Below are 25,665 nucleotides of genomic sequence, written 5' to 3'. Positions count from 1 at the left end.
AAATCAATTGTCGTTATTAATCCGTTCGCGAACTTTGCTCCACGCATGCGTATCGAACAGACAGCTTGCACGCATCATGCCGCACATCTCCCGAAAGCGGGACATCGGAACTACGAAGCTCAAAACATCCGGCTCCACCCACGGGCGTACCGACGGATCGAAAAGGCCCAGAAAACACCTCCTGCCGCCGTTGCGGTTCTCCTGCACGGCCTGCGCCACGACCGAGCTGCACCCCGACCCGAAAGGCGACGCCACGGCGTCCGCCGCATTGTTGTCGAACGTCGCCCACGTCACCAGTCCCGCCAGCGCATCGGGCGCCGCGAAAAAGAGGACTCCCTCCGCTCCGTCGAACGTCTCCGCAACGTCCGCCCGCACGAATTCGAGCCACGCCTTCGGCGCGGGACGCAGTTCGAGAGCGGCGATGAACTCCAGCACCATTTCGGGCGTCCGCTTATAGCGCTCCTTGAGCGACACGAACTGCGGAACGAATTCGGGCATCGGGCTGAATCCCGTGTAGAACTTCCCGCCTCCGCAGCCGATATTGCCGGCATTCAGACTCACGGGCAGCCCCCGGCGCGCTTCGGCCAGCGCCTTGAAGAAACAGCCCCCGACCTTCTCGACGGGGCGCAACGGAGTATCCGTATAGCGGAACAGCAGGGGCAGTTCGGGCCGTTCGCCGAAAGCCTCTCTGTAGGCGGCGGTAAATTCTTTCACATCCATATCTCTTCAATCATTGGTGACAACGTAATCCATAAAAACGTCGTGCGGCTCGACGGGCAGTTCCCCGACCAGCTGATGCGCATAGCAGACTCCGGCCTTCACGCCCCGGAAACCCGGCTGCGACAGGTATTTGTCGTAATATCCCCGGCCGCGGCCCATACGCGCTCCGGCGGCGGTAAAAGCCACTCCCGGAACGACGATGAAGTCGATTTCCGCCGGATCGCACGGCCGCTCCGCAACCGACGGCTCGGCGATTCCGAAAGCGCCCCGGCAAAGTTCTCCGGGCGCATAGTCGTAAAACCGCATCGCATCGCCCTCGACCCGCGGCACGACGATGCGCTTCGCGGCGCTCCACCGCGCCAGCGCGGCACCGGTCTGCGGCTCGTCGGGCAGCGCGCAGAAAAACGCCGCGCAGCGGGCCGCCGAAAATCCGGGCAGACGCTCCACCCGGCCGAAGATGCGTTCCGACGCCGCGTCACGCTCTTCGGAAGAGAGCGAGAGGTTCCGTTTTTTCATCGCAGCGCGCAGTTCTTTCTTGGTCATAAAATCCCACCTTTTCGGCCTAAAATTCCCGCCCGTTTCTATTGTTATTCTGCAAACAATGGCTATCTTTGCGTCCGGGAACACAAAACTTTAACAAATATAAACAAATTTAAATCATTATGAGCTGTTTTTTATCTAATTCCTCGCTGGGCAAGAAGTTAGTGATGAGCGTAACGGGGTGTTTCCTCGTGCTCTTTATTCTCTTCCACATGTCCATGAACATTGTGGCGATCATCTCGCCTGAGGCTTACAACATGATCTGCGCGCTGCTCGGAGCCAACTGGTACGCTCTGGCCGGCACCGCAGTGCTGGCGGCAGGCGTCGTCGTGCACTTCATCTACGCGGTCATCCTCACCATGGAGAACCTCAAGGCGCGCGGCAGTCAGCGCTACGCCGTGACGGTAGTCGAACCGGGCGTGTCGTGGGCGTCGAAAAACATGCTCGTACTGGGCTTCATCATTCTGGGCGGTCTGGCGCTCCACCTCTTCAACTTCTGGGCTAAAATGCAGCTCGTGGAGGTATTGGGCGGCCACGAGAACTCGCTCGGACTCCATCCGGCGGACGGCGCTTCGCTGATCGCCTACACCTTCTCGCAGTGGTATTACGTGGTGATCTACCTCGTGTGGTTCTTCGCCCTCTGGTTCCACCTCACGCACGGCGTATGGTCGATGTTCCAGACCGTGGGATGGGCCAACGACACGTGGTATCCCCGCCTGAAGTGCATCGCCAACATCGTGGCGACGGTCATCTTCCTCGGCTTCGCCGCCGTCGTGGTGATCTACTTCATCAAGAGTGTCTGCCCCTGCTGCGCAGGCGCCTGCTAACCGATTATCCAGAACAATAAACACACAACAGATATGGCTTTCAAATTAGATGCTAAAATTCCTGCCGGCGCTCTCGCAGAAAAGTGGAGCAACCATAAGGCAGCTATCAAGGTCGTAAGCCCCGCAAACAAGCGCAAGCTCGACATCATCATCGTCGGAACGGGTCTGGGCGGTGCATCCGCAGCCGCTTCGCTCGGCGAACTGGGATATAACGTAAAGGTATTCTGCATTCAGGATTCGCCCCGCCGCGCGCACTCGATCGCCGCGCAGGGCGGTATCAACGCCGCGAAGAACTACCAGAACGACAACGACTCGGTATACCGTCTGTTCTACGACACGATCAAGGGCGGCGACTACCGCGCCCGCGAAGCCAACGTCTACCGCATGGCCGAAGTCGCCAACCTGATCATCGACCAGTGCGTGGGACAGGGCGTGCCTTTCGCCCGCGAATACGGCGGCCTGCTGGCCAACCGTTCGTTCGGCGGCGCGCAGGTTTCGCGTACGTTCTACGCCCGCGGCCAGACGGGTCAGCAGCTCCTGCTGGGCGCCTACTCGGTACTCAACAAGGAGATCGCCGCCGGCACGGTGAAGAGCTATCCCCGTCACGAGATGCTCGACATCGTCGTGGAGGACGGCGAAGCCAAGGGCATCATCGCCCGCAACCTCGTCACCGGTGAGATCGAGCGCCACGGCGCACACGCCGTCGTGATCGCAACGGGCGGATACGGCAACGTATTCTTCCTCTCGACCAACGCCATGGCGTCGAACGGCTCGGCCGCGTTCCAGTGCTACCGCAAGGGCGCAGGCTTCGCCAACCCCTGCTTCACGCAGATCCACCCCACCTGCATCCCGGTTCACGGCGACCAGCAGTCGAAACTGACGCTGATGTCGGAGTCGCTGCGCAACGACGGCCGCATCTGGGTTCCCAAGAAACTCGAAGACGTAAAGGCGCTGCGTTCGGGCGCCAAGAAGCCGTCGGACATCGCCGAAGAGGACCGCGACTACTATCTGGAGCGCCGCTACCCGGCCTTCGGCAACCTCGTGCCGCGCGACGTGGCTTCGCGTGCCGCCAAGGAGCGCTGCGACGCAGGCTTCGGCGTAAACGAGACCGGACTGGCCGTATTCCTCGACTTCAAGACCGCCATCGAGCGTCTGGGCAAGGAGATCATCAAGAAACGTTACGGCAACCTGTTCGACATGTACGAGGAGATCACCGACGTTAGCCCCTACGAGCAGCCGATGCAGATCTTCCCCGCCGTGCACTACACCATGGGCGGCATCTGGGTCGATTACAACCTGATGACCACCATCCCCGGCCTGTACGCTATCGGCGAGGCCAACTTCTCGGACCACGGTGCGAACCGTCTCGGCGCTTCGGCCCTGATGCAGGGTCTGGCCGACGGCTACTTCGTACTGCCCTACACCATCGGCGACTACCTCTCGCACAAGATTCAGGCTCCGAAGGTGAAGACCGACACCAAGGCTTTCGACGAAGCCGAAAAGGGCGTCAGGGAGAAGATCGCCAAGCTGCTGTCGATCGGCGGCAAGCAGTCGGTGGACGACATTCACAAGAAACTCGGCCATATCATGTGGGAGAACGTCGGCATGGCCCGCTCGAAGGAGTCGCTCGAAAAGGCGATCAGCGAGATTCAGGCGCTGCGCAAGGAGTTCTGGAAAGACGTGAAAGTCGTAGGTCAGGAGAAGGATTTCAACGTGGAACTCGAAAAGGCGCTGCGTCTGGCCGACTTCCTCGAACTGGGCGAGCTGATGGCGCGCGACGCACTCAACCGCGAGGAGTCGTGCGGCGGTCACTTCCGCGTAGAGCACCAGACCGAAGAGGGCGAAGCCAAGCGTGACGACGAAAACTTCGTATACGCCGCCGTTTGGGAATACAAGGGCGAGGACGCCGCTCCCGAACTGACGAAAGAGCCGCTGAACTTCGAATTCGTACACCCCGCTCAGCGCAACTACAAAGACTAAGCTTTTGACGTTAAACTTTAATAACAATTTGAAATTATGAATTTTACATTAAAGATATGGCGTCAAAAGGACGCTAAGACCAAGGGCGGCTTCGAGACGTACAAAGTCGAGAACATCTCGGCAGACACCTCGTTTCTTGAGATGCTCGACATCTTGAACAACAACCTGATCCACGAGGGCAAGGAGCCCGTAGCGTTCGACCACGACTGCCGCGAGGGTATCTGCGGCATGTGCTCGCTGCACATCAACGGTCACGCCCACGGTCCCGGTCAGGCCGCTACCACCTGCCAGATTTACATGCGCAAGTTCAAGGACGGCGCAACGATCACCATCGAGCCGTGGCGCTCGGCGGCGTTCCCCGTCATCAAGGACCTCGTCGTGAACCGCTCGGCTTACGACCAGATTCTTCAGGCCGGCGGCTTCATCTCGGTACGCACCAACTCGGTGCCCGACGCCAATGCGATTCCGATCGCGCAGGCCGACGCCGAAGAGTCGATGGACGCTGCCGCCTGCATCGGCTGCGGCGCCTGCGCGGCAACCTGCAAGAACGGTTCGGCGATGCTCTTCGTCGCCGCCCGCGTATCGTCGCTCGCCAAACTGCCGCAGGGCCGTGTGGAGGGTGCACGCCGCGCCAAGGCGATGGTCGCCAAGATGGACGAGCTGGGCTTCGGCAACTGCACCAACACGGGTGCCTGCCAAGCCGAGTGCCCCAAGTCGATTTCGATCGCGCACATCGCGCGCCTGAACCGCGAGTTCCTCTCCGCGAAGTTCGAAGACTAATAAAAGTGCCGGAACAATCCGGAGAAGGGCGGGAAGCATATTCCCGCCCTTTTTCATGCCCCGGAACACAGACGTTTGCATCATGCCCCCGCCCCTTCATCCCCGGCAACACTCCTCAGTGATTCACCCCGCGCGCTCCGGGCACTGTTCTCCGGGCACTATTTTCCGGCCGCAGCCGCGGAACGTTCCGGCAAATACCCGAAGCGACGGCTGACCCCACTTTTCTTTCGCACAGCTCCGCAACAACGGTATCGTTCTTGCGACGAAACGCGAAAAACCAAAACGGCAAAAACATGGACATCGTAGAATTTCCAAACGACCGCACCGTCATCTCCACGGAGAACAACGGATTCGCAGGCGGCGAGCGCGACGAAAATCTGATCGACGAGGAGCTGTTGGAGACGGAAATCCCGCTCGACGACCGGATTCCGGACGCGGCGCACGAAGATGCGGAGAACGACCGCCCCGTCTACGACGAGGAGGGCTACCGACACGATCCGGGCGGAGAGTGAAAAATCCCCGGAGTAGCCTCCGGGATTCCGTCCGCAACGACGCAGACACCGGCCCTGCAACAGCACGGGATCGGCTCCGAAAATAAAAAAAACGCAGAAGCCGCGCCGGCTTCCGCAGGATTCGCATGCAGCAAATGCCGCTCATCAGACAGCAACAAGCATCGTCCATACAACGCCGAAATCCGGCACAGAATACAGAAAAAAAGTACGCCACGGAATCCGTGGCGCATCTACTTTTCATAACGGCGACCGCTTGATGAAGCCGCCCGAATTTTCCGAATCCGGCCCTTATTTAGGGCGAATCGTCGAAAGGCGGGCGACCTGCCGGAGATCGAACACCCCGAAAATATTCACCACTACCGTCTCCTTCGCGCCGTAAGTTATCATCACCAGTTCCGATTTAACCGACAGCGCGGTTTCGCGGATATAGAACTTCGTGGTCTGCCCGTTCTCCGAGCCGGAAGTGACGGGCTGAAACTTCCGGTCGGCGGCAACGGCCGCCTCGGCATCCCGAACGAACCGACCGCCGTCACCCTCTTTCAGGGCGATGATGCGGATATACTGAATGTCCTTCAGCAGTACGGCAAGCCCCTTGTCGCCCCGTTCCGCGGCCTGACGGCTCATCAGCTGCATCATCTTCTGCTCCAGCTGCACGCTCGTAAAGCCTTCGGCGGCGGCATAACGGCTAAAAAAGTCGTCTACGGAATTGCTCTGGGCCGCAGCCAGCCGAGGAAGGAGCAGTATCAAAATCAATAATAGTCGTTTCATGTCCGTTCGTATTTGGTTACATGAGCAGCGAGATGCCGAAACTGAACGTATGGCACTCCGGTCCCGCATGCTTCTTGAACAGCGGGGTCACGCCGTAGCTGGCGAAGATGCCGATGCCGTAATAGGAAACCGTTCCTCCTACACCGAACTGATAGGTTCGCAGCCCCGACAGCTCGTACTCCACGCGCGGTTTCTTGTGGAGCGACGTCAGCTCTATCCCGAAATCGGAATAGGCGATCACCGAGGCCTGAAAATGTTTGAACGGCTTGTAGATAAGCCGGAGCGGAATTCCCAGCGACGAAGTGACGAATTTCGATTTGTCGGCGGGTTCGTCCAGCGCCACGGGCAGCAGACGGCCCTTTTCGTAGCCCAAGCGGATTCCGGCATCCGCAAGCCGGTAGTTGTCGACGGCGAACCGCAGATCGGTGGCGAAGTAGAGTGTCCGGCTCTTGTTCAGGGCGACCTGCACCTGCATCACCGAAGCGGCGCAGTGGAACGAATTCCCCAGTTTCTGATCCAGAAACCCTTTCTCTTCGGGGGCATAGCCGCCGTAATCGACGCCGACGAGCTTCGTAAAGCCGAATTCGCCGCTGTTAAAAAAGTAGAGCTTCACACGCCCGGACCTCATGACCAGATCCGCCTGCGAATCCGTCTCCGGCGCACGGCCCAGCGTCAGGCCGAAACCGGCCACTTCGAGTACCACACTCCCCTCACGCCCGTCTCCGCGCAACGACATCAGCTCGCCGCCCATCGCATCGAGCCGCCGCAGGGTGTCGAGCCCCAGCGAATCGCGGTCCACGGTTCGGATGGCATATTCACGGCCGGTACGGCGGCCGGCCGAATTGGCCGGTATCCGGTCGGCAGTCTGCGCGGCAGTCCGGTCTGCGCTCTGCGCGGCAAGCAGCTGCGGAAGGAGCAGAATCAGAATCAACAGCAATCGTTTCATAATCGACACGTATTAGGTTAGGTTGCAATCAGAGCATGAGTCCGACACCGAACGAGAAGGCATGGCAGTCGGGTCCCATATTATGTTTGAAGAGCGGAGTCACGCCGTAACGGGTGAAGAACCCGAAACCGCGATAGCTGACACTGAGACCGACCCCGAACTGATAGGCCCGAAACCCGGACAGGCTGTTTTTCTCCTTCGGTTTCTTATAAATCGCGTCGGCGCCCAAGAGGAAGTCGGAATAGGCGACGGCCGTGATCCGTAGGTGTTTCGCCGGAGTGTAAGTCAGCCGGACGGGAATGCCGAGCGAGGAGGTGACGGCTTTCGACTTGCCGGCGGGTTCGTCCAGCGCGACCGGAACGACACGTCCTCCGTCGTTGCCGAGCGTGATCGTATTATCGGAGAGCCGGTAATTGTCGAGCGTGTACTGCATGCCCACCCCCAAGCAGAGCGAACGGCTCCGGTTGAGCGCCAGCCGGAGCTGCACCGCCGAAAAACTGAAATGGAAGGAAGATCCCAGCCGCTGATCCAGAAAGCCCTTTTCCCCGGACGCATACCCCGAATAGTCGACGCCGACCAACTGCGTGAATCCCAATTCGATATTGCTGAATGCATTGAACCAGACGCGGGGCTTTTTCAGCTCCATTCGTTGCATCGGCGTATGTCCCAGCGTAAGCCCGAAACCCGCCACTTCGAGGATCATGTTGCCGTCACGGCCGCCGTCACGCAGCCGGATCAGATCGCTGTCCACCGTATCAATCCGCCGGAGCGTATCGATTCCCGTCGAATCGCGCTCCACGGTCTCGATGGCAACCGGTTTTCCGTCGGCCCGGCGGAAACAGGCCGAATCGGCTTTCTGCGCCGCAGCGACTTCATGCGCTGGAGCGGACGAAATAAAGAACTGCGCCCCAGCAGGCGAAACCGCCAGCAGGAGCAGCGCTCCCGTACAAACAAACAGTTTTTTCATACCCGTATCGTTTTATTCGTTTATTATCAGTTCATCCACCATGCGGACCTGATCGCCGAAATCCGAGAGTCCCTGCAGGTAAACCGTCGCCTGCATGGCAGCCTCCTTGTCGTAAATCGCCACACCGTCGATATAGCAATAGGGCTTGCGCAGATATTCGGCATAGAAAAACACGCCCAGCACCACCGCCGCAGCGGCAGCCACGCCCCAGAGGGGAGGGAGTTTCCGGCCGCCCCGCGCCCCGCGCCCGGCTGCGGAACGCGTTTCATAACGCCGCATCCTTTCCGCCGGACGGACAGCCGGACCGGTTTGCACGCTACCCTCGCCGGGATACCGCTCTTCGGCCAGAGCGTCCAATCCGCCGAACATCGTCCGCGCATAACGCAGGGATGCGGGAATCTCATCCACGTACCGGAAATAGTCGCGCAGTTCGCGCTCTTCGGCTTCGGTCGTCCGCGCATCGAAATAGCACTCCAGCAGCCGCTCAATTCTTTCGTCCTGCTCTTTCATCGTCCATCATTTTTTTCAGTACCTCTCTCAGTCCGTTGCGGGCGCGGGAGAGAATCACGCGCACCTGCGCTTCGTCGCACGCCGCTATCTCGGCGATTTCGCGGGTCGGATACCCCTCGATATCCTTCAGGTGGAGCACCTCGCGCTGCCGTTCGGGCAGGCAGGCCATCGCGCGTCGCACCAGATCGCGCGCCTCCCAGCCCTCCGCATCGCCCGTCGTCGAACGTTCGGCCCACCCCGCGACCGCATTGTCGCGCCGCTCGCCGGCCTGCCGGCTGCGGAACCGGTCGTAACAGCAGTTACGCACTGCGACCATCACGAAGGAAGCGACGTCGCGGCAGCCGTCGAGCCGATCACACTCCCGCCACAACCGCTCCAAGAGGTCGTGCGTCACGTCTTCCGCCTCGTCGGCGCAAAGCAGCAGACTCTGCGCGTAGCGGAACATACGATCGCGCAGCGGCACGACATATCGGGTGAATTCGAATTCCTCCATTGTATCTGTAAGACGAAACCGACGGGCGAAACGCAACATCGGATCATCAAATATCGCAATTTTTTCCTGCAACACCTCCTTTCTTCCGCAGCAACCGGTGATTCTATATTATAGGTATCCGAAAAAAAATCGCATCTTTTAAGAAAATATAGTACTTTGTATTGCATAATACTAAAAACTGTATTATATTTGCAGTACCAAAGTAGTAGTAACCCGGACACATTAACCCTAAATCAGCTTCTACGACTATGAAAGAGACAGTAAACGTAAACATCGGTTCGCAAGCCTTCACGCTCGACGAAGACGCCTACCGCGTACTGAGAAACTATCTCGAAGATATCCGCAGCCGCCTGCCCGAATACGATACCGAGACCATGGGCGACATCGAAGCGCGCATCGCCGAGATTTTCCGCGAGATCGTTTCGTCGCCGATGCGGGTCATCACCCTCGACACGGTCCGCCAGACCATGAACCGCATGGGATCGCCCGCCGACTTCGGCGAACGCCGCGGCAGCGCCCCGCAGGAGGAACAGCCCGAACCGGAACCCCGTAAACTGTTCCGCTCGCGCACGGACCGTTCGATCGCCGGCATCTGCGGCGGACTGGCCGAATTCTTCCATGCCGATACGACCGTCCTGCGCCTGATCACCCTGTTCCTGATACTTTTCGGCGGACTCTCGATCTGGGCCTACATCATTCTCTGGATCGTCATTCCGGAAGAACCCGCACGCAAATTCAGCATTCACAACAAAAACCGATAAAACCATGACAACGAACAACACCAAGAGACTGCTGCGCACTCCCGACGGCATCATCGCAGGTGTCTGCGGCGGACTGGCCGAATTCTTCGGTCTCGACGTATCGCTCATACGCATAGCAACACTGATCCTCATACTCTTCGGCGGCCTTTCGATCTGGGTCTACATCATCCTCTGGCTGATCGTGCCGAAGGCTCCGAAGCGATTAACCGAATAGCACAATGGCCGAAGACAACGTAAAAGCGCAGATGCGCAAAGGAATTTTGGAGTACTGCATCCTCGCCATTCTCTCCCGCGAAGATTCATACGCTCCGAAGATCATCGCCGAACTCAAGCAGGCCGAGATGATCGTAGTCGAGGGTACGCTCTACCCGATCCTCACGCGGCAGAAGAACGCAGGGCTTCTGACCTACCGCTGGGAAGAGTCTCCGCAGGGACCTCCCCGCAAGTACTACACGCTCACCGAAAAGGGGCGCGAATACCTCACGACGCTCGACGAGGCATGGGACGAACTCGTAGGACAGATCCGCATCATTCGTCACGGCAAACAATAAAAAACCTCAAAAAATCACAACCATGAAAAAGATACTCCTGATCGCAGTCCTGCTGGGCGCCATGCTCTCCGTAACGGTCTATTTCGTCTGCATCGCAGCGCCGTCCGTCTTCTTCGGCAAAGGGCTCAAAGGCAGCGGCAACATCGTCACACGCACCATCGAGGCTCCGGCCTTCGACCGCATCGACGCCGCACGCGCCGTCAAGGTCGTCATCACCGACAAGACCTCCGGCAAAATCACCATCGCCGCCGACGACAACGTTATGGATTACGTCGTAGTCGAAGCCAACGGCGGCCAGCTCACGGCCACGATCGACAAGTCGATAAACAACCTCTCGAACGCCGACGTCACCGTGACGGTTCCGGCCAACGGCAGCATCCGCGCCCTCGACGCATCGAGCGCCGCAAAAATTTCGGGCGACGTGGTGCTGAACGCCGACAAATTCGCCATGGACGCATCGAGCGCCGCCAAGATCGACGTTTCGGTCAAGGCCCAATCCTGCGCCGTAGCCGCATCGAGCGCATCGAAAATCAACGCCTCGGTAGAAGCGGTCTCCTGCAGCGTGGAAGCTTCGAGCGCATCGAAAATCACGCTGAAAGGCTCGGCCGCGAAGTGCACCGCCGACCTCAGCTCGGCCTCGAAGCTTTCGGCCGGAGAATTCGTCGTCGCCGAGTGCTCGGTAAACACTTCGAGCGCGGCGAAAGCCGTCGTAAACTGCACGGAGCGTCTGCACGCCGACGCATCGAGCGGCAGTTCGATCCGCTACAGCGGCGACTGCCGGACCAGCATCAACAAGTCGAGCGGCGGCAGCGTCGGCCGCAACTAACCCCCAAACCGAGCAACCATGAAAGAGGTTAAGAAATGCAGCATTTCGGGCGTGGCGTTCACGATGGATACCGACGCTTATCAGGAGCTGGAAGCCTATCTCGAAAGCCTGAAAAAGACCTACAAGGAGACTCCCGACGGAGCCGAGATCGTCGCCGACATCGAAGCCCGCATCGCCGAACTGATCCTCTCGGCTCAGGACAGCACCCGTGTGGTCGAGAAGCCCCTGATTCTGAACATCATCCGGCAAATGGGCACCGCCGAGGACATCTCCGAAGAGGAGCCGGGACGAAGCCCCGAAGAGCCGCGCATCCCGCGCCGTCTCTACCGCGACACCGAAAACGCCAAGCTGGGCGGCGTCTGCGCCGGCATCGGCAAGTATTTCGACGTCGATCCGGTCTGGATACGGCTGGCCATGTTCCTGCCGATACTGCTCACCGTCTTCCAGTGGATTCCCTTCATGCGCTGGACCGGTCCGATGATGGGCAACCTGTTCGGCATCTTCGTCATCTGCTACATCATCATGTGGTTCGCCGTTCCGGCTCCCCGCACGGCGCGCCAGAAACTCGAAATGAACGGCGAGAAGATCACGGCGCAGTCGATCCGCGAAACCACCGAAGCCAGCGCGAGCTGCGATCCCGACGCCAAGGCCAAACCCATCGTCGCCGAAGCCGTATCGGTATTCGGCAAGGTGGTGCTCATCCTCCTCAAGCTCTTCGCCGGAGTGCTCGTATTCGGACTCATCATGGCGGCCTGCGCGCTGATTATCGGACTCTTCGCGCTCATCATCGGCGGCGCCAGCATCTCCATTCCGTTCTTCCCGCTGGGCATGACGCTGTGGGTTCCCGCGCTCGGCATACTTATTGTACTGATACTGGTAATACTGCTCATTTACGTACTGATGTGCCTCATCGCTTCGCGCAAGCCCGGAGGCAAGACCATACTGGTAATCTTCCTGTTGTGGCTCGCCGGCATCATCGCCTGCACCTGTATCGCCATCCGCGAGAACGTCGGCGACCGTATCCGGACCAGACACAGCGTTATCGAACGGATGCTCAACAGCGAGATAATCATCGACAACGACACCACGACGGTCGAGCGGCTGCTGGAGGAGTACGACAGCCAGAACGTCATCGAGGACGGCCGCAAAACGCTGCATATCAGCGTCCCGAACCAGTCGATCGACATTACGATCGACAGGGAGAAGGCCGGACTGGAGGTGAAAGCCAACGGCAAACGGGTGAAAGTGCAGACGGGAGACGACAAAACCGAATCCGCAAAACCGGATTCGGTCCGACAGCCGGACGCCGGACGAGTCCCCGCAGAGCAGACCGAATAAAGGCCACAGGCGTTAGGTAAAATAAAAAGTTTTTTCGAAACGCAGGGCGGATCCTCCGGGAACCGCCCTCGTTTTTTGAAAAAATTGAAATAATTACTACCTTTGAGCGATTTTGTTTTCTAAACGAAAAACTATGGCTGGAATCAAATGTATCGGTATTCTGACTTCGGGCGGCGACGCTCCGGGAATGAACGCCGCCATACGCGCGGTAACCCGCAGCGCAATCTATAACGGCTTCGCCGTCAAGGGCATCATGCGCGGATACAAAGGTCTCGTATTCAACGAGATCGTGTCGTTCAAATCCCAAAGCGTAAGCAACATCATCCAATTGGGCGGTACGATCCTCAAGACGGCCCGCAGTCAGGAATTCACCACGACCGAAGGCCGCAAGGCGGCATACGACAACATGGTGGCGGCCGGCATCGACGCGCTGGTGGTCATCGGCGGCGACGGTTCGCTCACGGGCGCCGGCATCTTCGCCGAGGAATACAACGTGCCGATCGTGGGACTTCCCGGCACCATCGACAACGATCTGGGCGGCACCGACTCGACGATCGGCTACGACACGGCGCTCAATACGATCGTCGAAGCGGTCGATAAACTCCGCGACACGGCGTCGAGCCACGAGCGGCTCTTCTTCGTCGAGGTAATGGGCCACACGGCGGGTTATCTGGCGATGAACAGCGCCATCGCCACGGGTTCCGAAGCGGCGATCATACCCGAAATGGAAACCGAAGTGGACCAGCTGGCCGAACTCATCAACCACGGCTTCCGCAAGAGCAAGAACTCGGCGATCGTCATCGTGGCCGAGAACCCGAAGACGGGCGGCGCCACGGCGCTGGCCGAACGTGTCAAGAAGGAGTTCCCGCAGTACGACGCGCGCGTCACGATTCTGGGCCATATCCAGCGCGGCGGATCGCCGACGGCCGTGGACCGCATCCTCGCCTCGCGCATGGGCGAAGCCGCCATCGAAGCGCTTCTCGACGGACAGCGCAACGTGATGATCGGCACGATGAACGGCAAGATCGTCTACGTCCCCTTCGCCAAAGCCGTGAAGCACGACAAGGGCATCGACCGCAAGGACCTCGAACTGGTCAAGATACTCTCCATATAATCCAAAACGCAATCCCGAACTTACCGAATGAAACGTGTTATAGGCATCGGCAATGCCCTGACGGACATGCTGGTCAATCTGAAATCCGACTCGGTGCTGAGTCGCTTCAAACTCGCCAAAGGCTCGATGAGCCTCGTGGACACCACCCTGCAGACCGAAATTTCGAAATCCGTGGCAGGACTGCCCTACTCGCTGTCACTCGGCGGCTCGGCGGGCAACACCATCCGCGCCATGGCCAAACTGGGCTGCGATGTCGGGTTCATCGGCAAGGTCGGACAGGATACGACGGGCGACTTCTTCGTGCAGGCGCTCGAAAACTTGGGTGTGGAACCGGTCATCTTCCGGGGCACGGAGCGTTCGGGCAAATGCGTGTCGCTCATCTCGCCCGACGGCGAACGCACGATGGTCACCCATCTGGGCGCCGCGCTCGAACTGACGGCCGAAGAGATCGAAACGTCGATTTTCGACCATTACGACTGTCTCTACGTCGAGGGCTATCTGGTGCAGAACCACGACCTGATTCTCAAAGCCGCCAAGACGGCCAAGGAGTGCGGGCTGAAAGTCGCCGTCGATCTGGCCAGCTTCAACATCGTGGCCGAGAATCTCGAATTCCTGCGCGGTCTGGTCCGCGACTACGTGGACATCGTTTTCGCCAACGAGGACGAAGCCAAGACCTTCACCTGCGAAGCCGAACCGCTGAACGCCCTGCAGGTAATTTCTGAAATGTGCGAGCTGGCCGTGGTGAAAATCGGCATCAAGGGCGCCATGATCAAGCAGGGCGACGAAGTGGTGCATGTAGGCATCATGGCCGCAGCCAAGCGCGTGGACACGACGGGCGCGGGCGACTTCTACGCCGCGGGATTCCTTTCGGGACTCTGCGACGGACTTTCGCTGCGCCAGTGCGGCACGATCGGGGCCATCACGGCGGGTAAGGTCATCGAGGTCGTCGGCACGACGTTCGGCGAAGAAGCGTGGGAGGACATCTCCCGGCTCGTGAACAAGGTCAAAAACGAAAAGTATCTTTTCTAAAAAGAAGATCGCAAGACAGACAGAACCGCAGTCTCCGGACTGCGGTTTTTCATTGCGGATCGGAGAGAAGCCCCCGGCTGATCTCATAGCGCATCCGGATCAGCCAAAGCGACTTGCGGGGCGGCATCGTAAGCGACAGCAGCAGCGTCGCGCCCCATTTCAGGCTCTCGAACAGAAGCGTCTTCGGATAGCGGCGATACATGCCCGCCCGCAGACGCTGGCTCACGCCGACGTTGTAACAAAGGCGGCGGAAATAGGATTCGGTCAGTTTTTCGGGCGGAATGATATGCCACATAACCGCACCGGGCACATACCAGCAAGTCTCGCCGCCGCGCATCAGGCGTTCGAAGAAATCGTTCTCCTCACCCCCGATCAACATCCGTCCGACACGCCCCAGCGAAGGGTCGAAGCCCCCGTAGCGCAAGGCCGCCGAACGCCGGAACGCCATGTTGCCGCCGCCCGGAACCCGGCCGGCAGGAAACGGCCGCACGGCGTCGCCGAAATCCATCGGATTGGCGATCGGCATCTCGGTATATTTCGAGAGCCACGCGGGACGTCCCGTCACATACTCGGCGATAATGCGCCCGCCGGCCACGACGGCGTCGGGATGCGCATCGAAAAAGTCGGCATAGGCGCGCAAGAATCCCGGATTGATACGCTCGTCGTCGTCGATGAAAACCAGCAGCGGGGCCGAAGTCTCGGCAATGCCCCGGTTGCGGGCATAGGAGACGCCCGGACCGTCCTCCGTCACGAGGCGCAGGTTCAGGCCGGGATAACGGGCCGCAAAATCCCCGAACCGCGCGACGGTGTCGTCCGTCGAGTTGTTGCTCACGACCACGCACTCCCAGTCGGCGGCGGGCAAATCCTGCCGTATGACCGATTCGAGCGCGGCGATAAGCCGTTCGGACCTATTGTGCGTGGGGATTATGAGCGACAGGCGAATCATCGTGCGAATGTAGCAATTTATCCGCAAAAAACACCTATCTTTGCACAAATTATAACGCGCCACGACTATGTACAAACTGTTTCGCACACTTTTACTGCCGGTTGCCGCGCTGTTCGCTTTCACAGCGGCCACGGCTCAGAACGTCAGCTGGAAAAGCTCCGTGGAGCACCTCGAAGGCGATGTCTACCGGATCGTTCTCGAAGCGTCGATTCCCGCCCCCTACCATATGTACGACATGGGACCCTACGAAGGCGGCCCCAACGCTACGGCCATCGTCTTTACGCCGGGCGACGGCGTAACGCTCGAAGGCGGCGTGGAACAGCTTTCGACGCCGGAACGCCATTACGACAAGACATTCGAGATGGAGATCGGCACCTTCGCCGGCAAGGCCCGCTTCGCCCAGCAGGTAAAACTCGCCGCGGCCAAAGCCACCGTCAAGGCCGCAATCGAATGGATGATCTGCGACGACACGAGCTGCATGCCCCCCGACGACACGGAACTGACGGTCGAGCTGACCGCACGTCCCGGCTCGGCAGCAGCTAACAGTACTGCAGCCGTCTCCCCGAATAACGACTCCTCCGCCAAAGACACCCCGGCGGAAGCCGCCGCGGATACGGCCTCCGGCACGGCCCCGACAGCTGCCGCGGAGATCGTCCCGGCGCAGAAGAACGCCGCAGGAGGCGGCACGCTGTGGGCGCTGATTATCGAAGCCATCCTCTGGGGCTTTGCAGCCCTGCTGACCCCCTGCGTGTTCCCGATGGTTCCGATGACAGTTTCGTTCTTCATGAAGGGCGAAGGAGGTCCCGCACGCGGCCGCTTCCGTGCCGCCATGTACGGATTCTTCATCGTCGCGCTCTACACGCTCCCCATCGCGGCCATCATCGTCATCACACGCATTCTGGGCGGCGACACCGTGACGGCCGACATCTTCAACTGGCTGGCGACGCACTGGCTCCCGAACATCCTCTTCTTCCTCGTATTCATGGTCTTCGCCGCTTCGTTCTTCGGGGCTTTCGAGATCACGATGCCCTCGTGGATGGTGAACAAGACCGACGCCAAGGCCGATTCTAAAGGCTTGGCCGGCATCTTCTTCATGGCCCTGACGCTCGTGCTGGTGTCGTTCTCCTGCACGGGACCGATCGTCGGTTCGGTGCTCATCAAATCGACTTCGGGCGAATTCTGGAGTCCGATCGTCACGATGCTCGCATTCTCGGTGGCATTCGCCCTGCCGTTTACGATCTTCGCCTTCTTCCCCTCGATGCTCAAGAAACTGCCCAAGAGCGGCGGCTGGCTCAACTCGGTGAAGGTCATGCTGGGCTTCATCGAAGTCGCCCTCGGCATGAAGTTCCTTTCGGTCGCCGACCAGACCTACCACTGGGGACTGCTCGACCGCGAGATCTATCTGGCCGTATGGATCGTGACCTTCTCGCTGCTGGGACTCTATCTGCTCGGAAAAATCAAATTCGCGCACGACAGCGACATGCCCTACCTCGGCGTAGGACGGCTGGCGCTGGCGATCATCACCTTCTCGTTCGTCGTATACCTGATTCCCGGCATGTGGGGTGCGCCCCTCAAGGGACTTTCGGGCTACCTGCCGCCCCTGCATACGCAGGACTTCGTCATCGGACAGGGCGGCCCCGCCGCAGCGTCGGGCGAACCGGGCATGCTGCTGACCGCAGACGGCAAAAAACCCAAGCACAGCGACTTCCTGCACCTGCCGCACGGACTCGAAGGATTCTTCGACCTGCAGGAGGCCGAAGCATACGCCGCGAAAGTCGACAAGCCGCTGTTCATCGACTTCACGGGCCACGGCTGCGTAAACTGCCGCGAAATGGAAGCCCGCGTTTGGTCCGATCCACAGGTGCTGGATATCCTGCGCCGGGATTACGTGATCGCGGCGCTCTACTCCGACGACAAGAAAGTCCTGCCCGAAAACGAATGGGTGACCACCGATTCGGGCAAAGTGCTCAAAAGTCTCGGCAAGATCAACTCCTACTATGCGCTGAAAACCTACGGCGTCAACGCCCAGCCCTACTACGTACTGCAGGGCCGCGACGGGAAAACGCTCGTGCCGCCGCGCGGATACGACCTCAACGTCGAAAACTTTGTGCAATTCCTGCGCAGCGGCGTCGAAGCCTACAAGAAGCAGCAATAACACGGATATATGCATAAAAGAGCCTGCTACCTCACAAGTAGCAGGCTCTTTGCATACACACCCGGCGGCGTTACTTTTTCTCTTTCCCGCGGTCGGAGAAAGCCGCTTCCACTTCGGCTTCCTTCTCTTCACGCTCTCTGGCGGTCGGGGCCTTGCCCTCCTTCACCAGTTCATCGACCTTGCGTTCGAAATTCTGCTCGCAAGGCGTGCAGGTCGTTTTCGTATCCTCTTTCATAACTTTTGGAATTTGACGTTACACCTTCCCCGGCAAATTACGCGCCGGAGTTTGCGACCCGACGGCAGTTCGTACCGTTTTTTTTGCGTATCTTGTTGAAACCAAACGCAACTTCAACACAACGACATGAAAATTCACAAGACCGACATTCCGCCCCGGTCGCTGCTGACACCCTGTCTGCCGGGTGATTACCACGACTGCTTCACATACGGCATGACCTGCCGGCGCAAAATCTCGCCCGACGACCTGATGACGGCATTCTGGACGACGATGCCCGGATGGGTAAACACGCTGTTCAAACTGCGCAACGCGCTGGTCAGACCGTTCGGACTGCAAACCGACAACGGCGATGCGAAACAGCTGGAAAAGGCAATCCGCAGCGGCAGGGATTACCGCATGATGTCGGTCGTCGGCAAAACCGACAATGAAACGGTAATTTCACTCGACGACAAACACCTGAAAGCCTACCTCTCGGTTTACGCCGAAGCGCACGAAATCCACCTGAGCACCTTGGTCCGATACCACAACCGGCTGGGATTCTTCTATTTCAACCTGATCCACCCATTCCACACGCTCGTCGTGAAAAGCATGTTCCGGAGGATTATCAAAGCGCACGGCTTGTAGATCACCGCCAGCCTGCATTATTCGCCGTCGGTTTACAAAAAAACAGGGGTCGGATTTTTCAATCCGACCCCTTTGGTAGCGGGAGGAGGATTTGAAGTATCCTTTTCCCGCTTTTTTGTGGCCGTGAATATCAACACTTTACATTTTGGTCGGGGGTCACTCGACAGCATTTTTGTCCCGAATCTGTCCCGGAACAACACATTTTATATACTTATTGCAAAGGCAGTTAATCTATAATAAAGCACCTGATTAAAATTTGATTTTACAGGGCGAACAGCCTCAAAACGATAGTCTAACAGTCCATTTGCACCTATCGATTTTGCATAATCTACCAACTTCTTCAGCATTTCGTCCTGCGTCGGACACCGCCATTGCTGCTTTTTTCCATTTGCCGATAAGTACATATCGTCATTTACCTTACTCTCTACTATTTTTTCGTTAACATAGGTTCGATCGTAACCGGGAGTAAATTCTATGCAAATGGTAGCCAAAGGTTTATAAGGTGCGGCATACGATGACAGAGGGGAAATAATAAAGCCCTCTTCTGTATAGGGCCTAAAATCAGCCATATAATATGCTTCATTGTATTGAACAGCACAGGATGATGCATACAGCAACACCACCAATAAGATAATTTTCTTCATACTTTTAATATTTGGGGATGACTATCGTCTGGAGACCAAAGAGAACTATTTTGCAGCGGCACATCCGGCATCGTCTTCCGTGCGGGCAGTGCGACTCCCCAATGATGTCAGGCGGTCGATTTTCTGGTACATATCAGCAATCAACCGCCCCTGTTCCGCATTCACCTTCTGCTGATCCGCAATCGTCCCCTGCTGGGAACTAATAGTTTCGAGCAGCAGGGAAAATTTATCGAATACTTCACGAGGCATCTTCACCTCGTTCTCCGGTGCTACCGCTTTCACCATTGAAGAATCGACATTCGGATCACCTAATATTTTACTAATGTATTTGTCGGGCACTTTTTCACGCCCATTTTCCATATTGGAGATAAACCCCTGAACGACGCCAAAATAGTCCGCAAGTTCTTGTTGCGTCATTTTATTTGCACGTCTAAATTCCCTAATATCAATACTATACATTGAGGCTAATTTTTAAGTGTAAAAATTATTAGGTTTTATTTGGATTAATCCTAATAATTACTGATATTTGCATTTGTAAATAACAATGTTAATAACAAATGTAGAGAAATTTTCCACCATTTCAAACACAATCCTATGCAAAACAGAAAATCAACTGCAACCCCGGCGTACAGTATGCCGCAATGCGAAACCCGCTACCTGCGGGGGAAAGAAACCAAGATGATTCAGACCTACCCCAACAACGTGAGGCTGATCGTGAACCTCGACACAGAGGAAAGCCGCCTGATGGTAGGCAGTCGTCTGTTAGACATCTACAACGGGACAGACATCGAAAAGATGCGGCGTATAACATCGGCCGCCGAAAGTCTGTCCCTGACAATAGGGCATCGGAGTCCTGACCGTGTCCGCATCCTGTCGTGAGATAGTACCGGACGCAGAGGGCGGCCAACTTTTAATCTGGCGATTAGATTTTCGCCGCCCTCTTTTTCCACCGAATCAAAAATTTAAAAAATATATGGAACAAACCAAGACATTCATCGAGTTCTGGCGGGGGCTGGACATCCACAGTCGGGAAGAACTCCGGACAGTAGGCGCAAAGATGCTCTTTGTTGCGACCTCGACTTTCAACGCCTATGGGTGCGGCGCCCGGCAAATCCCGCTGTCCAAGCGCGAGGCGTTGGCAAAATTCATCGCCGAGAAGTACCAAATCAACGTAACATTTTAAACGACAGAACCATGCAAACTATCATATTGATTATCCTCGCCTGTATAACGGGTTTTCTCGACTTCCTCATTCTGCTCTACATTGCAAAATCACTGTTGCAAGCCCGTGCAGATGACCGGCAAGGACTGATCCCCACCCTCATCTGTTTTATCCTGAACACAATCGTCGCCGTAGCGCTCATCCTCAAACTCTGGTAGCCATGTATTGCGACAAAGACAATCGGGAACACTACGCCATAATGGATCTCGACAAAGAGCTGTTAGAAACGATACGCCGCGCGCTCACAATGTACCGCTGCGGTCTGTATGAAGGCATACAAGAGGAAAAACGCCCGCGAATCAAAGAAGATTTCCAGCAACAGTACGATAGGGCCGGCATAATCGTCGAACACATCGAATCTTTATAACCAAATCGGGGGGGGGATTTCCCAAAGGGGGAAAGTCCCGCCAGAAACACCGCGCAAATGATACCTGAATACGTCATAGACCAAATACTATCCAAAGACATCGTCTCTATAATCGGGGGCGAAGGAGTAAGTCTGAAGAGGGCCGGCGTCAATTACGAATGCTGCTGTCCCTTTCACAAGGAAAAGACACCTTCGTTCAAAGTGTCCCCGGTAAAGGGAATCTTCACCTGCTTCGGATGTAGTGCGAAAGGCAATGCCATATCTTTCGTGATGATGCTCTACAACATGACGTTCCCCGAAGCGGTGGAGTATTTGGCAAAAAAACTCAACATCGAATATAAGGCCGAGGAGCTGACTCCTGAGCAAAAAGAGGCCCGGTTCCGCCGTTCTCGTATTTTTGAAATCAATCAGATTGCCCTCGAATATTTCCGTGAAAGTTACAAGCAATCACTCCCAGCCCAAAAATACGCAACAAAGGAGCGAGGGTTCAAAGAGGAGACGATCGACAATATGCTGATCGGCTTCGCCCCGTACAAAGGCGGATTCCGCGAATATGCCACACAAAAAGGGTACAAGGAGCAACTACTGATCGACGCAGACCTCGTCCGCCGAAGCGAACGCGACGGCTCCCTGTACGATACTTTCCGCGGGCGGCTGATGTTCACCATACGCGACCGGACAGGAAACATCGTCGGCTTCTCCGGTCGTCTTATGGATAAGGAGAACCCCAAAAAGCTCCCGAAATACATCAACACGGGTGACACGGCGGTCTACAAAAAAGGTGAGCATCTGTTCGCATACTTCGAGTCGGCACGTCAGGCTGCGGCCGTCCGCACAATGAATCTCGTCGAGGGGAATCCCGACGCTATCCGCATGCACCAGATCGGCGTAGACAATACGGTCGCCCCGCTCGGCACTGCCCTCACACCAAAGCAGATCGAACTCATAAAGAAGGTCGCCGACACCGTAATCATCATTGGAGACATGGATGATGCCGGGCAGAAGGCCGTTGTCAAAAACGCCGAAACCATGCTCCGCGCAGGGCTGGCCGTGCGGGTCATGGAAATCAAAGACAACTACAAAGACCCTGACGATTATTTCCGGCAATATTCAAAGGGGTACGAAGAATTGTTGAGCAATTCCACAACAGACTTTATCCCGTGGCTCTGCGCTCACAAAATGGAAGGCAAGAACTCCCAGACCGAGCAGATCGCCGTCATATCCGAAGTTTGTCAGCTCTTGGCTCTATGCCGCGACGAAAGTACGGTCAACATGTATCTGGACATGTTCGCGCGTGAGTATAAGAACCGCAAGATATGGACGGCAGAGCTACAAAAAATTCAACTCGAACGGGAACGAGCGCAGCGAAAAAAGGAAGAAAGCTATTCCGAGGACATGATTTCGGAATACGGGTTCTATATCTCACACAATAGTTATTACGGTGCCGGACGAGGAAATGCCGATGTCCGCTGGTCGAACTTCATCCTCGAACCGATCGTCCATGTCAAAGACGACCAGAACGCCCGGCGTCTGTTCCGGATGCGGAACGACAAAGGAGAGGAAGCAGTCATCAAACTCGATCAGCGTTCGCTCGTATCGTTTGCCGACTTCCGCATCCGTACGGAATCGAAAGGCAACTACATCTGGGAAGCCGGACAGGGCGAACTGACCAAACTCAAAAAATACCTGTTCGACGGGACTCCCTCGGCCGACGAAATCAAACAGCTCGGCTGGCAGAAACGGCACCAAATATACGCATGGGGAAACGGCGCAATGGATGAAGGGCACTTCGTCAAAGCTAATGATTTCGGCTTGGTGAACGTCCGCGGGCAGCTTTTCTATTTGCCGGGATGTTCCAAAGATACGGCAGACGATCCGCAAAGCTACCAATTTCAGCGGCGCTTCGTCTATGCAATTACCAATGACATAACGCTCAACGACTACGCGACACGACTCATCGAGGTGTTCGGCGATAATGCGAAGGTCGGACTCTGCTTCCTGATCGCGTCGCTCTTCCGGGATCTCGTCGTGAATGTCACGACATCATTCCCGATTCTGAACCTCTTCGGCCCCAAAGGTTCGGGGAAATCCGAACTCGCCCATTCGCTGACATCGTTTTTTATCCCGTCCTATATAGCGCCGAACATCAACAATACGACGAAAGCGGCGCTTGCCGAGGCCGTGGCCGAGGTGTCTAATGCGATCGTCCACATCGACGAGTACAAAAACACGCTCGACATCGAGAAACGGGAATTCCTGAAGGGCTTATGGGACGGTGCCGGCCGCTCCCGCATGAACATGGACAACGATAAAAAGCGGGAAACTACGGCCGTGGATTGCGGCGTGATACTGAGCGGGCAAGAAATGCCGACAGCAGACATCGCTCTTTTTTCCCGACTGGTATTTCTCACCTTCTCCAAGACGACCTTTTCCGATGACGAGAAAAGGAGGTACAACGAACTCAAGCTGATCGAAAAGCGCGGCCTGACCCACCTAACCGGGGGGCTGCTCAAGCACCGCAATCAGTTCCGCAGCAATTACCGCCACATGTACGACGAAACCGCCGCCGACTTCTCTGTGGCATTCGTAGGCAAAATCATCGAGGATCGCACCTTCAGGAACTGGGTGTCGATCACCGCGGCTTTCCGCAGCATCGAGCATCTGCTTCACCTGCCCTTCACATACACCGAAATACTCCCAATGGTCACAAGGATGTGCGAAACGCAGAATCTCAAGACCAACGAAAACAACGAACTCGCCGGATTCTGGGAAACGGTCGATATCCTTGCATCATCCGGAAAAATATGGATCGGCGTGGACTACCACATCAAAGCATCCACGAAAAAGGGAATTCCAATCAAAGAATCAAAAACGCCACTGGAGCTGCCGGAAGGGGTACGCTACCTATCCGTATCATTCCTCCGTATATCGCAGCTATACGCCAAGGAAAGCCGAGATTCCGAGAGCAAAAAGATACCCCGCGACTCGCTGAAATACTATCTGGAACATAGCCGGGAATTCCTCGGCACAAAAAAGGCCGAGCGTTTCAAAGTCATCCAGAACCCGACAGGATTCGTCCCGGCCGGAGACGCAGCTACAGGGCGAACAACAACGGCAATGCTCTTCGACTACAAAATGATCTGCGAGAATTACGGCATCGACCTCGACACCTCACGGAGTTACACAGACAATCCAGACGAACAAGACGATCCGGAACCTTTCACCCCTACGCAACTATCATTTTAATCACCTAATATTCAATCCTATGCAAAACAACAAATCAAAACAGAAACAGGCGGAAAAAGAAACCCCGACTAACTGGCAGCGCATCGAAATGGTCATCCAACAATCGAAAATGACCGCTAACGCATTCGCACGACACATCGGCTTGCCCCGCGGTGAAAACCTTTATCAGATCAAAAAGGGAAATAATGGAATCTCGCTCGATGTAGCCACCCGCATCTGCCAACATTACCCCGAAATCGACAAGCTCTGGTTGCTGACGGGCGACGGACAGATGCTCCGCGATGACGCGCCCGCCGGGCCGTGGGCGAATATCGGAACGCCGAACAGCGAGGCATTTATAGGCTTTGCGGCGGCGCTGATACTCCCGGAGTTAGTGAATAAACCCGAATGCCGCGACCCCTATACTATGGCCGTGGAGCATGCAAAAAAACTTATGGCGGCACTTGCAAAGAAAGGAGGGGAACAATGAGTTTTCAAACCTCATGTATGGTACTCGTTCGGGATGAGCAGCAGCAAATCAAACTCGAAAAGTGGGTGAAAGGTATCGGCAGGCAAATTATTGGAGGAAGGCAAGATTGGTCTAACTTTTTTCTGGCCGACACAGACCAGACATGCTTTTGGCTGCAACTCGACGAAAATGATCTGGGATTGTTTGACCAAGACTTTTACAACTGCGACGAAAATATCGAAATGTTCAAGGCACTGGCGGCCATGAACAGAGACAACGACCGCGAGCAATGGTTCGTCGCTCACGCCGTCATCCGCTTCGAAAGGCTGAAAGATACCGTACAGACTGAAACCGGGGAACGGCTGATTATGGCCGGTGAATGGTTCAAGGTTCTGATACCACGGGCCAGCGACATCCGGGCTAAATGGATGGCAGCAGTAGCACCGAAGCAACTGTGCCACAAAGCTACCAAAGACGAAATCATCGAACATTTTAACCGAAAGAAACTATGAAAAGCATCGGTTTTCTCGAAGAATTGCAGCGCGAAGTCGTTGCGCGGCACAAGACGGAAACACGTCGGCTGACAGACCCGCAGCCAGACGATTATTTGCTCAATCCTCGCGGCGATTTCATCCTTCCAGATGGTAGTCGCGCAGACCTTCTTGCTCGCCGCCGTCTCGTTCGTCCCCGGTACAAGGTCGGCGAAGTTATCTTTATCAAAGAGCCGTACATTCCGCACCCTTTGGGTCTTGATAGAGTATTTTACAAATACGATCCGGCAGACATTCAAGCCCTGCAAGAACTCGGATATGGAGAATACCTTGACAAACCCGGATTCTGGCGAAATAAGCAATCCATGCCGGCGCGGATGGCCCGCTACTTCCTTCGGATAACAGCCCGGCATGGCGAACGGCTACAAGACATCACCGAAGAAGCTGCAAAGCGAGAGGGAGTACGACCGTTTACCTCCATCGAGGGGCATTACGTCCACTATTGCCCGGAACTACATTTTACCAAAGAAGAACTCGTAGACGGCTATCCGCATTGTAGCAACGCAATCGCCAGTTTCCAGACTCTAATGGAAAGGCTCGAAGATCGCGGAATTTGGGAAAAGAA

32 protein-coding genes are annotated in these 25,665 nt (G+C 56.6%); 21 read left to right on the top strand and 11 right to left on the bottom strand.

Translation table 11 applies throughout. The annotated features are described in order from the left end of the window. Positions 1–3: 3 nt before the first annotated feature. Positions 4–720, bottom strand: a complete 717-nt coding sequence (locus HMPREF9720_RS06735) for a DUF169 domain-containing protein (protein ID WP_009597455.1) — start codon at positions 718–720, stop codon at positions 4–6. A gap of 6 nt (positions 721–726) precedes the next feature. Beyond that, positions 727–1,263, bottom strand: a complete 537-nt coding sequence (locus tag HMPREF9720_RS06730; RefSeq protein ID WP_009597481.1) for a 5-formyltetrahydrofolate cyclo-ligase — start codon at positions 1,261–1,263, stop codon at positions 727–729. A gap of 119 nt (positions 1,264–1,382) precedes the next feature. On the opposite strand from HMPREF9720_RS06730, the gene HMPREF9720_RS06725 reads away from it, so the two are divergent. The 4 genes from HMPREF9720_RS06725 to HMPREF9720_RS06710 all read left to right on the top strand — a co-directional run bounded on the left by HMPREF9720_RS06725 (position 1,383) and on the right by HMPREF9720_RS06710 (position 5,359). Next, the gene (locus HMPREF9720_RS06725) at positions 1,383–2,087 is read left to right on the top strand and encodes a succinate dehydrogenase/fumarate reductase cytochrome b subunit (protein ID WP_009597483.1); all 705 of its coding nucleotides are present in this window, start codon (positions 1,383–1,385) and stop codon (positions 2,085–2,087) included. Positions 2,088–2,120: 33 nt separating this feature from the next. Further along, a complete protein-coding gene (locus HMPREF9720_RS06720; RefSeq protein WP_009597473.1) occupies positions 2,121–4,067 on the top strand; it encodes a fumarate reductase/succinate dehydrogenase flavoprotein subunit in 1,947 nt (648 codons plus the stop codon). 36 nt (positions 4,068–4,103) lie between these two features. Beyond that, positions 4,104–4,847: a succinate dehydrogenase/fumarate reductase iron-sulfur subunit gene (locus HMPREF9720_RS06715; protein ID WP_009597435.1), complete on the top strand. Its 744-nt coding sequence runs from the start codon at positions 4,104–4,106 to the stop codon at positions 4,845–4,847. 293 nt (positions 4,848–5,140) lie between these two features. Next, positions 5,141–5,359, top strand: a complete 219-nt coding sequence (locus HMPREF9720_RS06710; RefSeq protein WP_039940108.1) for a hypothetical protein — start codon at positions 5,141–5,143, stop codon at positions 5,357–5,359. Between the two features lie 288 nt (positions 5,360–5,647). On the opposite strand, the gene HMPREF9720_RS06705 is transcribed toward HMPREF9720_RS06710, so the two are convergent. The 5 genes from HMPREF9720_RS06705 to HMPREF9720_RS06685 are packed head-to-tail and all read right to left on the bottom strand — an operon-like array spanning position 5,648 to position 9,043. After that, the gene (locus HMPREF9720_RS06705; protein ID WP_014775858.1) at positions 5,648–6,127 is read right to left on the bottom strand and encodes a DUF4252 domain-containing protein; all 480 of its coding nucleotides are present in this window, start codon (positions 6,125–6,127) and stop codon (positions 5,648–5,650) included. Positions 6,128–6,143: 16 nt separating this feature from the next. Continuing rightward, positions 6,144–7,073, bottom strand: a complete 930-nt coding sequence (locus tag HMPREF9720_RS06700; protein ID WP_009597471.1) for a hypothetical protein — start codon at positions 7,071–7,073, stop codon at positions 6,144–6,146. Positions 7,074–7,101: 28 nt separating this feature from the next. Then, complete coding sequence (locus HMPREF9720_RS06695) at positions 7,102–8,040, bottom strand: hypothetical protein (RefSeq protein ID WP_009597446.1); 939 nt, start codon at positions 8,038–8,040, stop codon at positions 7,102–7,104. Between the two features lie 12 nt (positions 8,041–8,052). Then, entirely contained in the window at positions 8,053–8,550 is a 498-nt protein-coding gene (locus HMPREF9720_RS06690; RefSeq protein ID WP_009597485.1) for a hypothetical protein, read from the bottom strand. Continuing rightward, positions 8,525–9,043, bottom strand: coding sequence for an RNA polymerase sigma factor (locus HMPREF9720_RS06685; protein ID WP_237958693.1), 519 nt, complete (start codon positions 9,041–9,043; stop codon positions 8,525–8,527). The genes HMPREF9720_RS06690 and HMPREF9720_RS06685 overlap by 26 nt, the downstream gene beginning before the upstream one ends. A gap of 248 nt (positions 9,044–9,291) precedes the next feature. Between HMPREF9720_RS06685 and HMPREF9720_RS06680 the strand changes: the two genes are divergently transcribed. The 7 genes from HMPREF9720_RS06680 to HMPREF9720_RS06650 all read left to right on the top strand — a co-directional run bounded on the left by HMPREF9720_RS06680 (position 9,292) and on the right by HMPREF9720_RS06650 (position 14,662). Beyond that, positions 9,292–9,804: a PspC domain-containing protein gene (locus HMPREF9720_RS06680; protein ID WP_009597431.1), complete on the top strand. Its 513-nt coding sequence runs from the start codon at positions 9,292–9,294 to the stop codon at positions 9,802–9,804. Positions 9,805–9,808: 4 nt separating this feature from the next. After that, positions 9,809–10,018 (top strand): PspC domain-containing protein, encoded by a 210-nt coding sequence (locus HMPREF9720_RS06675; RefSeq protein WP_009597438.1) that lies wholly within the window; start codon positions 9,809–9,811, stop codon positions 10,016–10,018. Between the two features lie 4 nt (positions 10,019–10,022). Beyond that, entirely contained in the window at positions 10,023–10,355 is a 333-nt protein-coding gene (locus tag HMPREF9720_RS06670) for a PadR family transcriptional regulator (RefSeq protein ID WP_009597447.1), read from the top strand. A gap of 22 nt (positions 10,356–10,377) precedes the next feature. Further along, positions 10,378–11,181, top strand: coding sequence for a head GIN domain-containing protein (locus tag HMPREF9720_RS06665; protein ID WP_009597439.1), 804 nt, complete (start codon positions 10,378–10,380; stop codon positions 11,179–11,181). A gap of 18 nt (positions 11,182–11,199) precedes the next feature. After that, the gene (locus HMPREF9720_RS06660; RefSeq protein ID WP_009597440.1) at positions 11,200–12,519 is read left to right on the top strand and encodes a PspC domain-containing protein; all 1,320 of its coding nucleotides are present in this window, start codon (positions 11,200–11,202) and stop codon (positions 12,517–12,519) included. Positions 12,520–12,652: 133 nt separating this feature from the next. Continuing rightward, positions 12,653–13,633, top strand: coding sequence for a 6-phosphofructokinase (gene pfkA, locus HMPREF9720_RS06655; RefSeq protein ID WP_009597478.1), 981 nt, complete (start codon positions 12,653–12,655; stop codon positions 13,631–13,633). 27 nt (positions 13,634–13,660) lie between these two features. Further along, on the top strand, positions 13,661–14,662 hold the full coding sequence (locus HMPREF9720_RS06650; RefSeq protein WP_009597464.1) for an adenosine kinase: 1,002 nt from the start codon (positions 13,661–13,663) through the stop codon (positions 14,660–14,662). A 49-nt stretch (positions 14,663–14,711) separates the two neighbouring features. Here the strand turns inward: HMPREF9720_RS06650 and HMPREF9720_RS06645 are convergent, their stop codons facing one another. Further along, complete coding sequence (locus tag HMPREF9720_RS06645) at positions 14,712–15,608, bottom strand: glycosyltransferase family 2 protein (protein WP_009597441.1); 897 nt, start codon at positions 15,606–15,608, stop codon at positions 14,712–14,714. Positions 15,609–15,675: 67 nt separating this feature from the next. On the opposite strand from HMPREF9720_RS06645, the gene HMPREF9720_RS06640 reads away from it, so the two are divergent. Continuing rightward, complete coding sequence (locus tag HMPREF9720_RS06640) at positions 15,676–17,763, top strand: protein-disulfide reductase DsbD family protein (RefSeq protein WP_009597460.1); 2,088 nt, start codon at positions 15,676–15,678, stop codon at positions 17,761–17,763. Positions 17,764–17,833: 70 nt separating this feature from the next. Here the strand turns inward: HMPREF9720_RS06640 and HMPREF9720_RS15640 are convergent, their stop codons facing one another. Further along, positions 17,834–17,998, bottom strand: coding sequence for a hypothetical protein (locus tag HMPREF9720_RS15640; RefSeq protein ID WP_014775849.1), 165 nt, complete (start codon positions 17,996–17,998; stop codon positions 17,834–17,836). Between the two features lie 126 nt (positions 17,999–18,124). Between HMPREF9720_RS15640 and HMPREF9720_RS06635 the strand changes: the two genes are divergently transcribed. Further along, on the top strand, positions 18,125–18,622 hold the full coding sequence (locus HMPREF9720_RS06635; protein WP_009597468.1) for a DUF2867 domain-containing protein: 498 nt from the start codon (positions 18,125–18,127) through the stop codon (positions 18,620–18,622). A 203-nt stretch (positions 18,623–18,825) separates the two neighbouring features. Here HMPREF9720_RS06635 and HMPREF9720_RS06630 read toward each other — a convergent pair whose 3' ends face one another. Further along, a complete protein-coding gene (locus tag HMPREF9720_RS06630; RefSeq protein ID WP_009597445.1) occupies positions 18,826–19,266 on the bottom strand; it encodes a hypothetical protein in 441 nt (146 codons plus the stop codon). Between the two features lie 45 nt (positions 19,267–19,311). Further along, on the bottom strand, positions 19,312–19,725 hold the full coding sequence (locus HMPREF9720_RS06625) for a helix-turn-helix domain-containing protein (RefSeq protein WP_009597442.1): 414 nt from the start codon (positions 19,723–19,725) through the stop codon (positions 19,312–19,314). A gap of 174 nt (positions 19,726–19,899) precedes the next feature. On the opposite strand from HMPREF9720_RS06625, the gene HMPREF9720_RS06620 reads away from it, so the two are divergent. The 8 genes from HMPREF9720_RS06620 to HMPREF9720_RS06585 all read left to right on the top strand — a co-directional run. Next, positions 19,900–20,145: a hypothetical protein gene (locus tag HMPREF9720_RS06620; protein WP_139022470.1), complete on the top strand. Its 246-nt coding sequence runs from the start codon at positions 19,900–19,902 to the stop codon at positions 20,143–20,145. Between the two features lie 94 nt (positions 20,146–20,239). Beyond that, positions 20,240–20,449: a hypothetical protein gene (locus HMPREF9720_RS06615; RefSeq protein WP_009597432.1), complete on the top strand. Its 210-nt coding sequence runs from the start codon at positions 20,240–20,242 to the stop codon at positions 20,447–20,449. A gap of 11 nt (positions 20,450–20,460) precedes the next feature. Further along, positions 20,461–20,646: a hypothetical protein gene (locus tag HMPREF9720_RS06610; RefSeq protein WP_009597458.1), complete on the top strand. Its 186-nt coding sequence runs from the start codon at positions 20,461–20,463 to the stop codon at positions 20,644–20,646. A gap of 41 nt (positions 20,647–20,687) precedes the next feature. After that, positions 20,688–20,855, top strand: coding sequence for a hypothetical protein (locus tag HMPREF9720_RS06605; RefSeq protein ID WP_229126742.1), 168 nt, complete (start codon positions 20,688–20,690; stop codon positions 20,853–20,855). Positions 20,856–20,912: 57 nt separating this feature from the next. Further along, positions 20,913–24,101 (top strand): DNA primase, encoded by a 3,189-nt coding sequence (dnaG, locus tag HMPREF9720_RS06600; RefSeq protein ID WP_009597457.1) that lies wholly within the window; start codon positions 20,913–20,915, stop codon positions 24,099–24,101. Between the two features lie 19 nt (positions 24,102–24,120). Further along, positions 24,121–24,570 carry a transcriptional regulator gene (locus tag HMPREF9720_RS06595; RefSeq protein ID WP_009597475.1) on the top strand — a complete coding sequence of 150 codons (450 nt, stop codon included), beginning with the start codon at positions 24,121–24,123 and terminating at the stop codon, positions 24,568–24,570. Between the two features lie 17 nt (positions 24,571–24,587). After that, positions 24,588–25,061 (top strand): hypothetical protein, encoded by a 474-nt coding sequence (locus HMPREF9720_RS06590; RefSeq protein ID WP_009597479.1) that lies wholly within the window; start codon positions 24,588–24,590, stop codon positions 25,059–25,061. Next, positions 25,058–25,665 (top strand): hypothetical protein (locus HMPREF9720_RS06585; RefSeq protein ID WP_039940086.1); only part of this gene is annotated, 608 nt, incomplete at its 3' end. The genes HMPREF9720_RS06590 and HMPREF9720_RS06585, both read left to right, overlap by 4 nt.

It is taken from the genome of Alistipes sp. HGB5 (genome assembly GCF_000183485.2).
Taxonomy (GTDB): Bacteria; Bacteroidota; Bacteroidia; order Bacteroidales; family Rikenellaceae; genus Alistipes; species Alistipes finegoldii.
The sequence above is the reverse complement of the archived record's forward strand: the minus strand, read 5'-3'. Positions and strand labels throughout refer to the sequence as shown.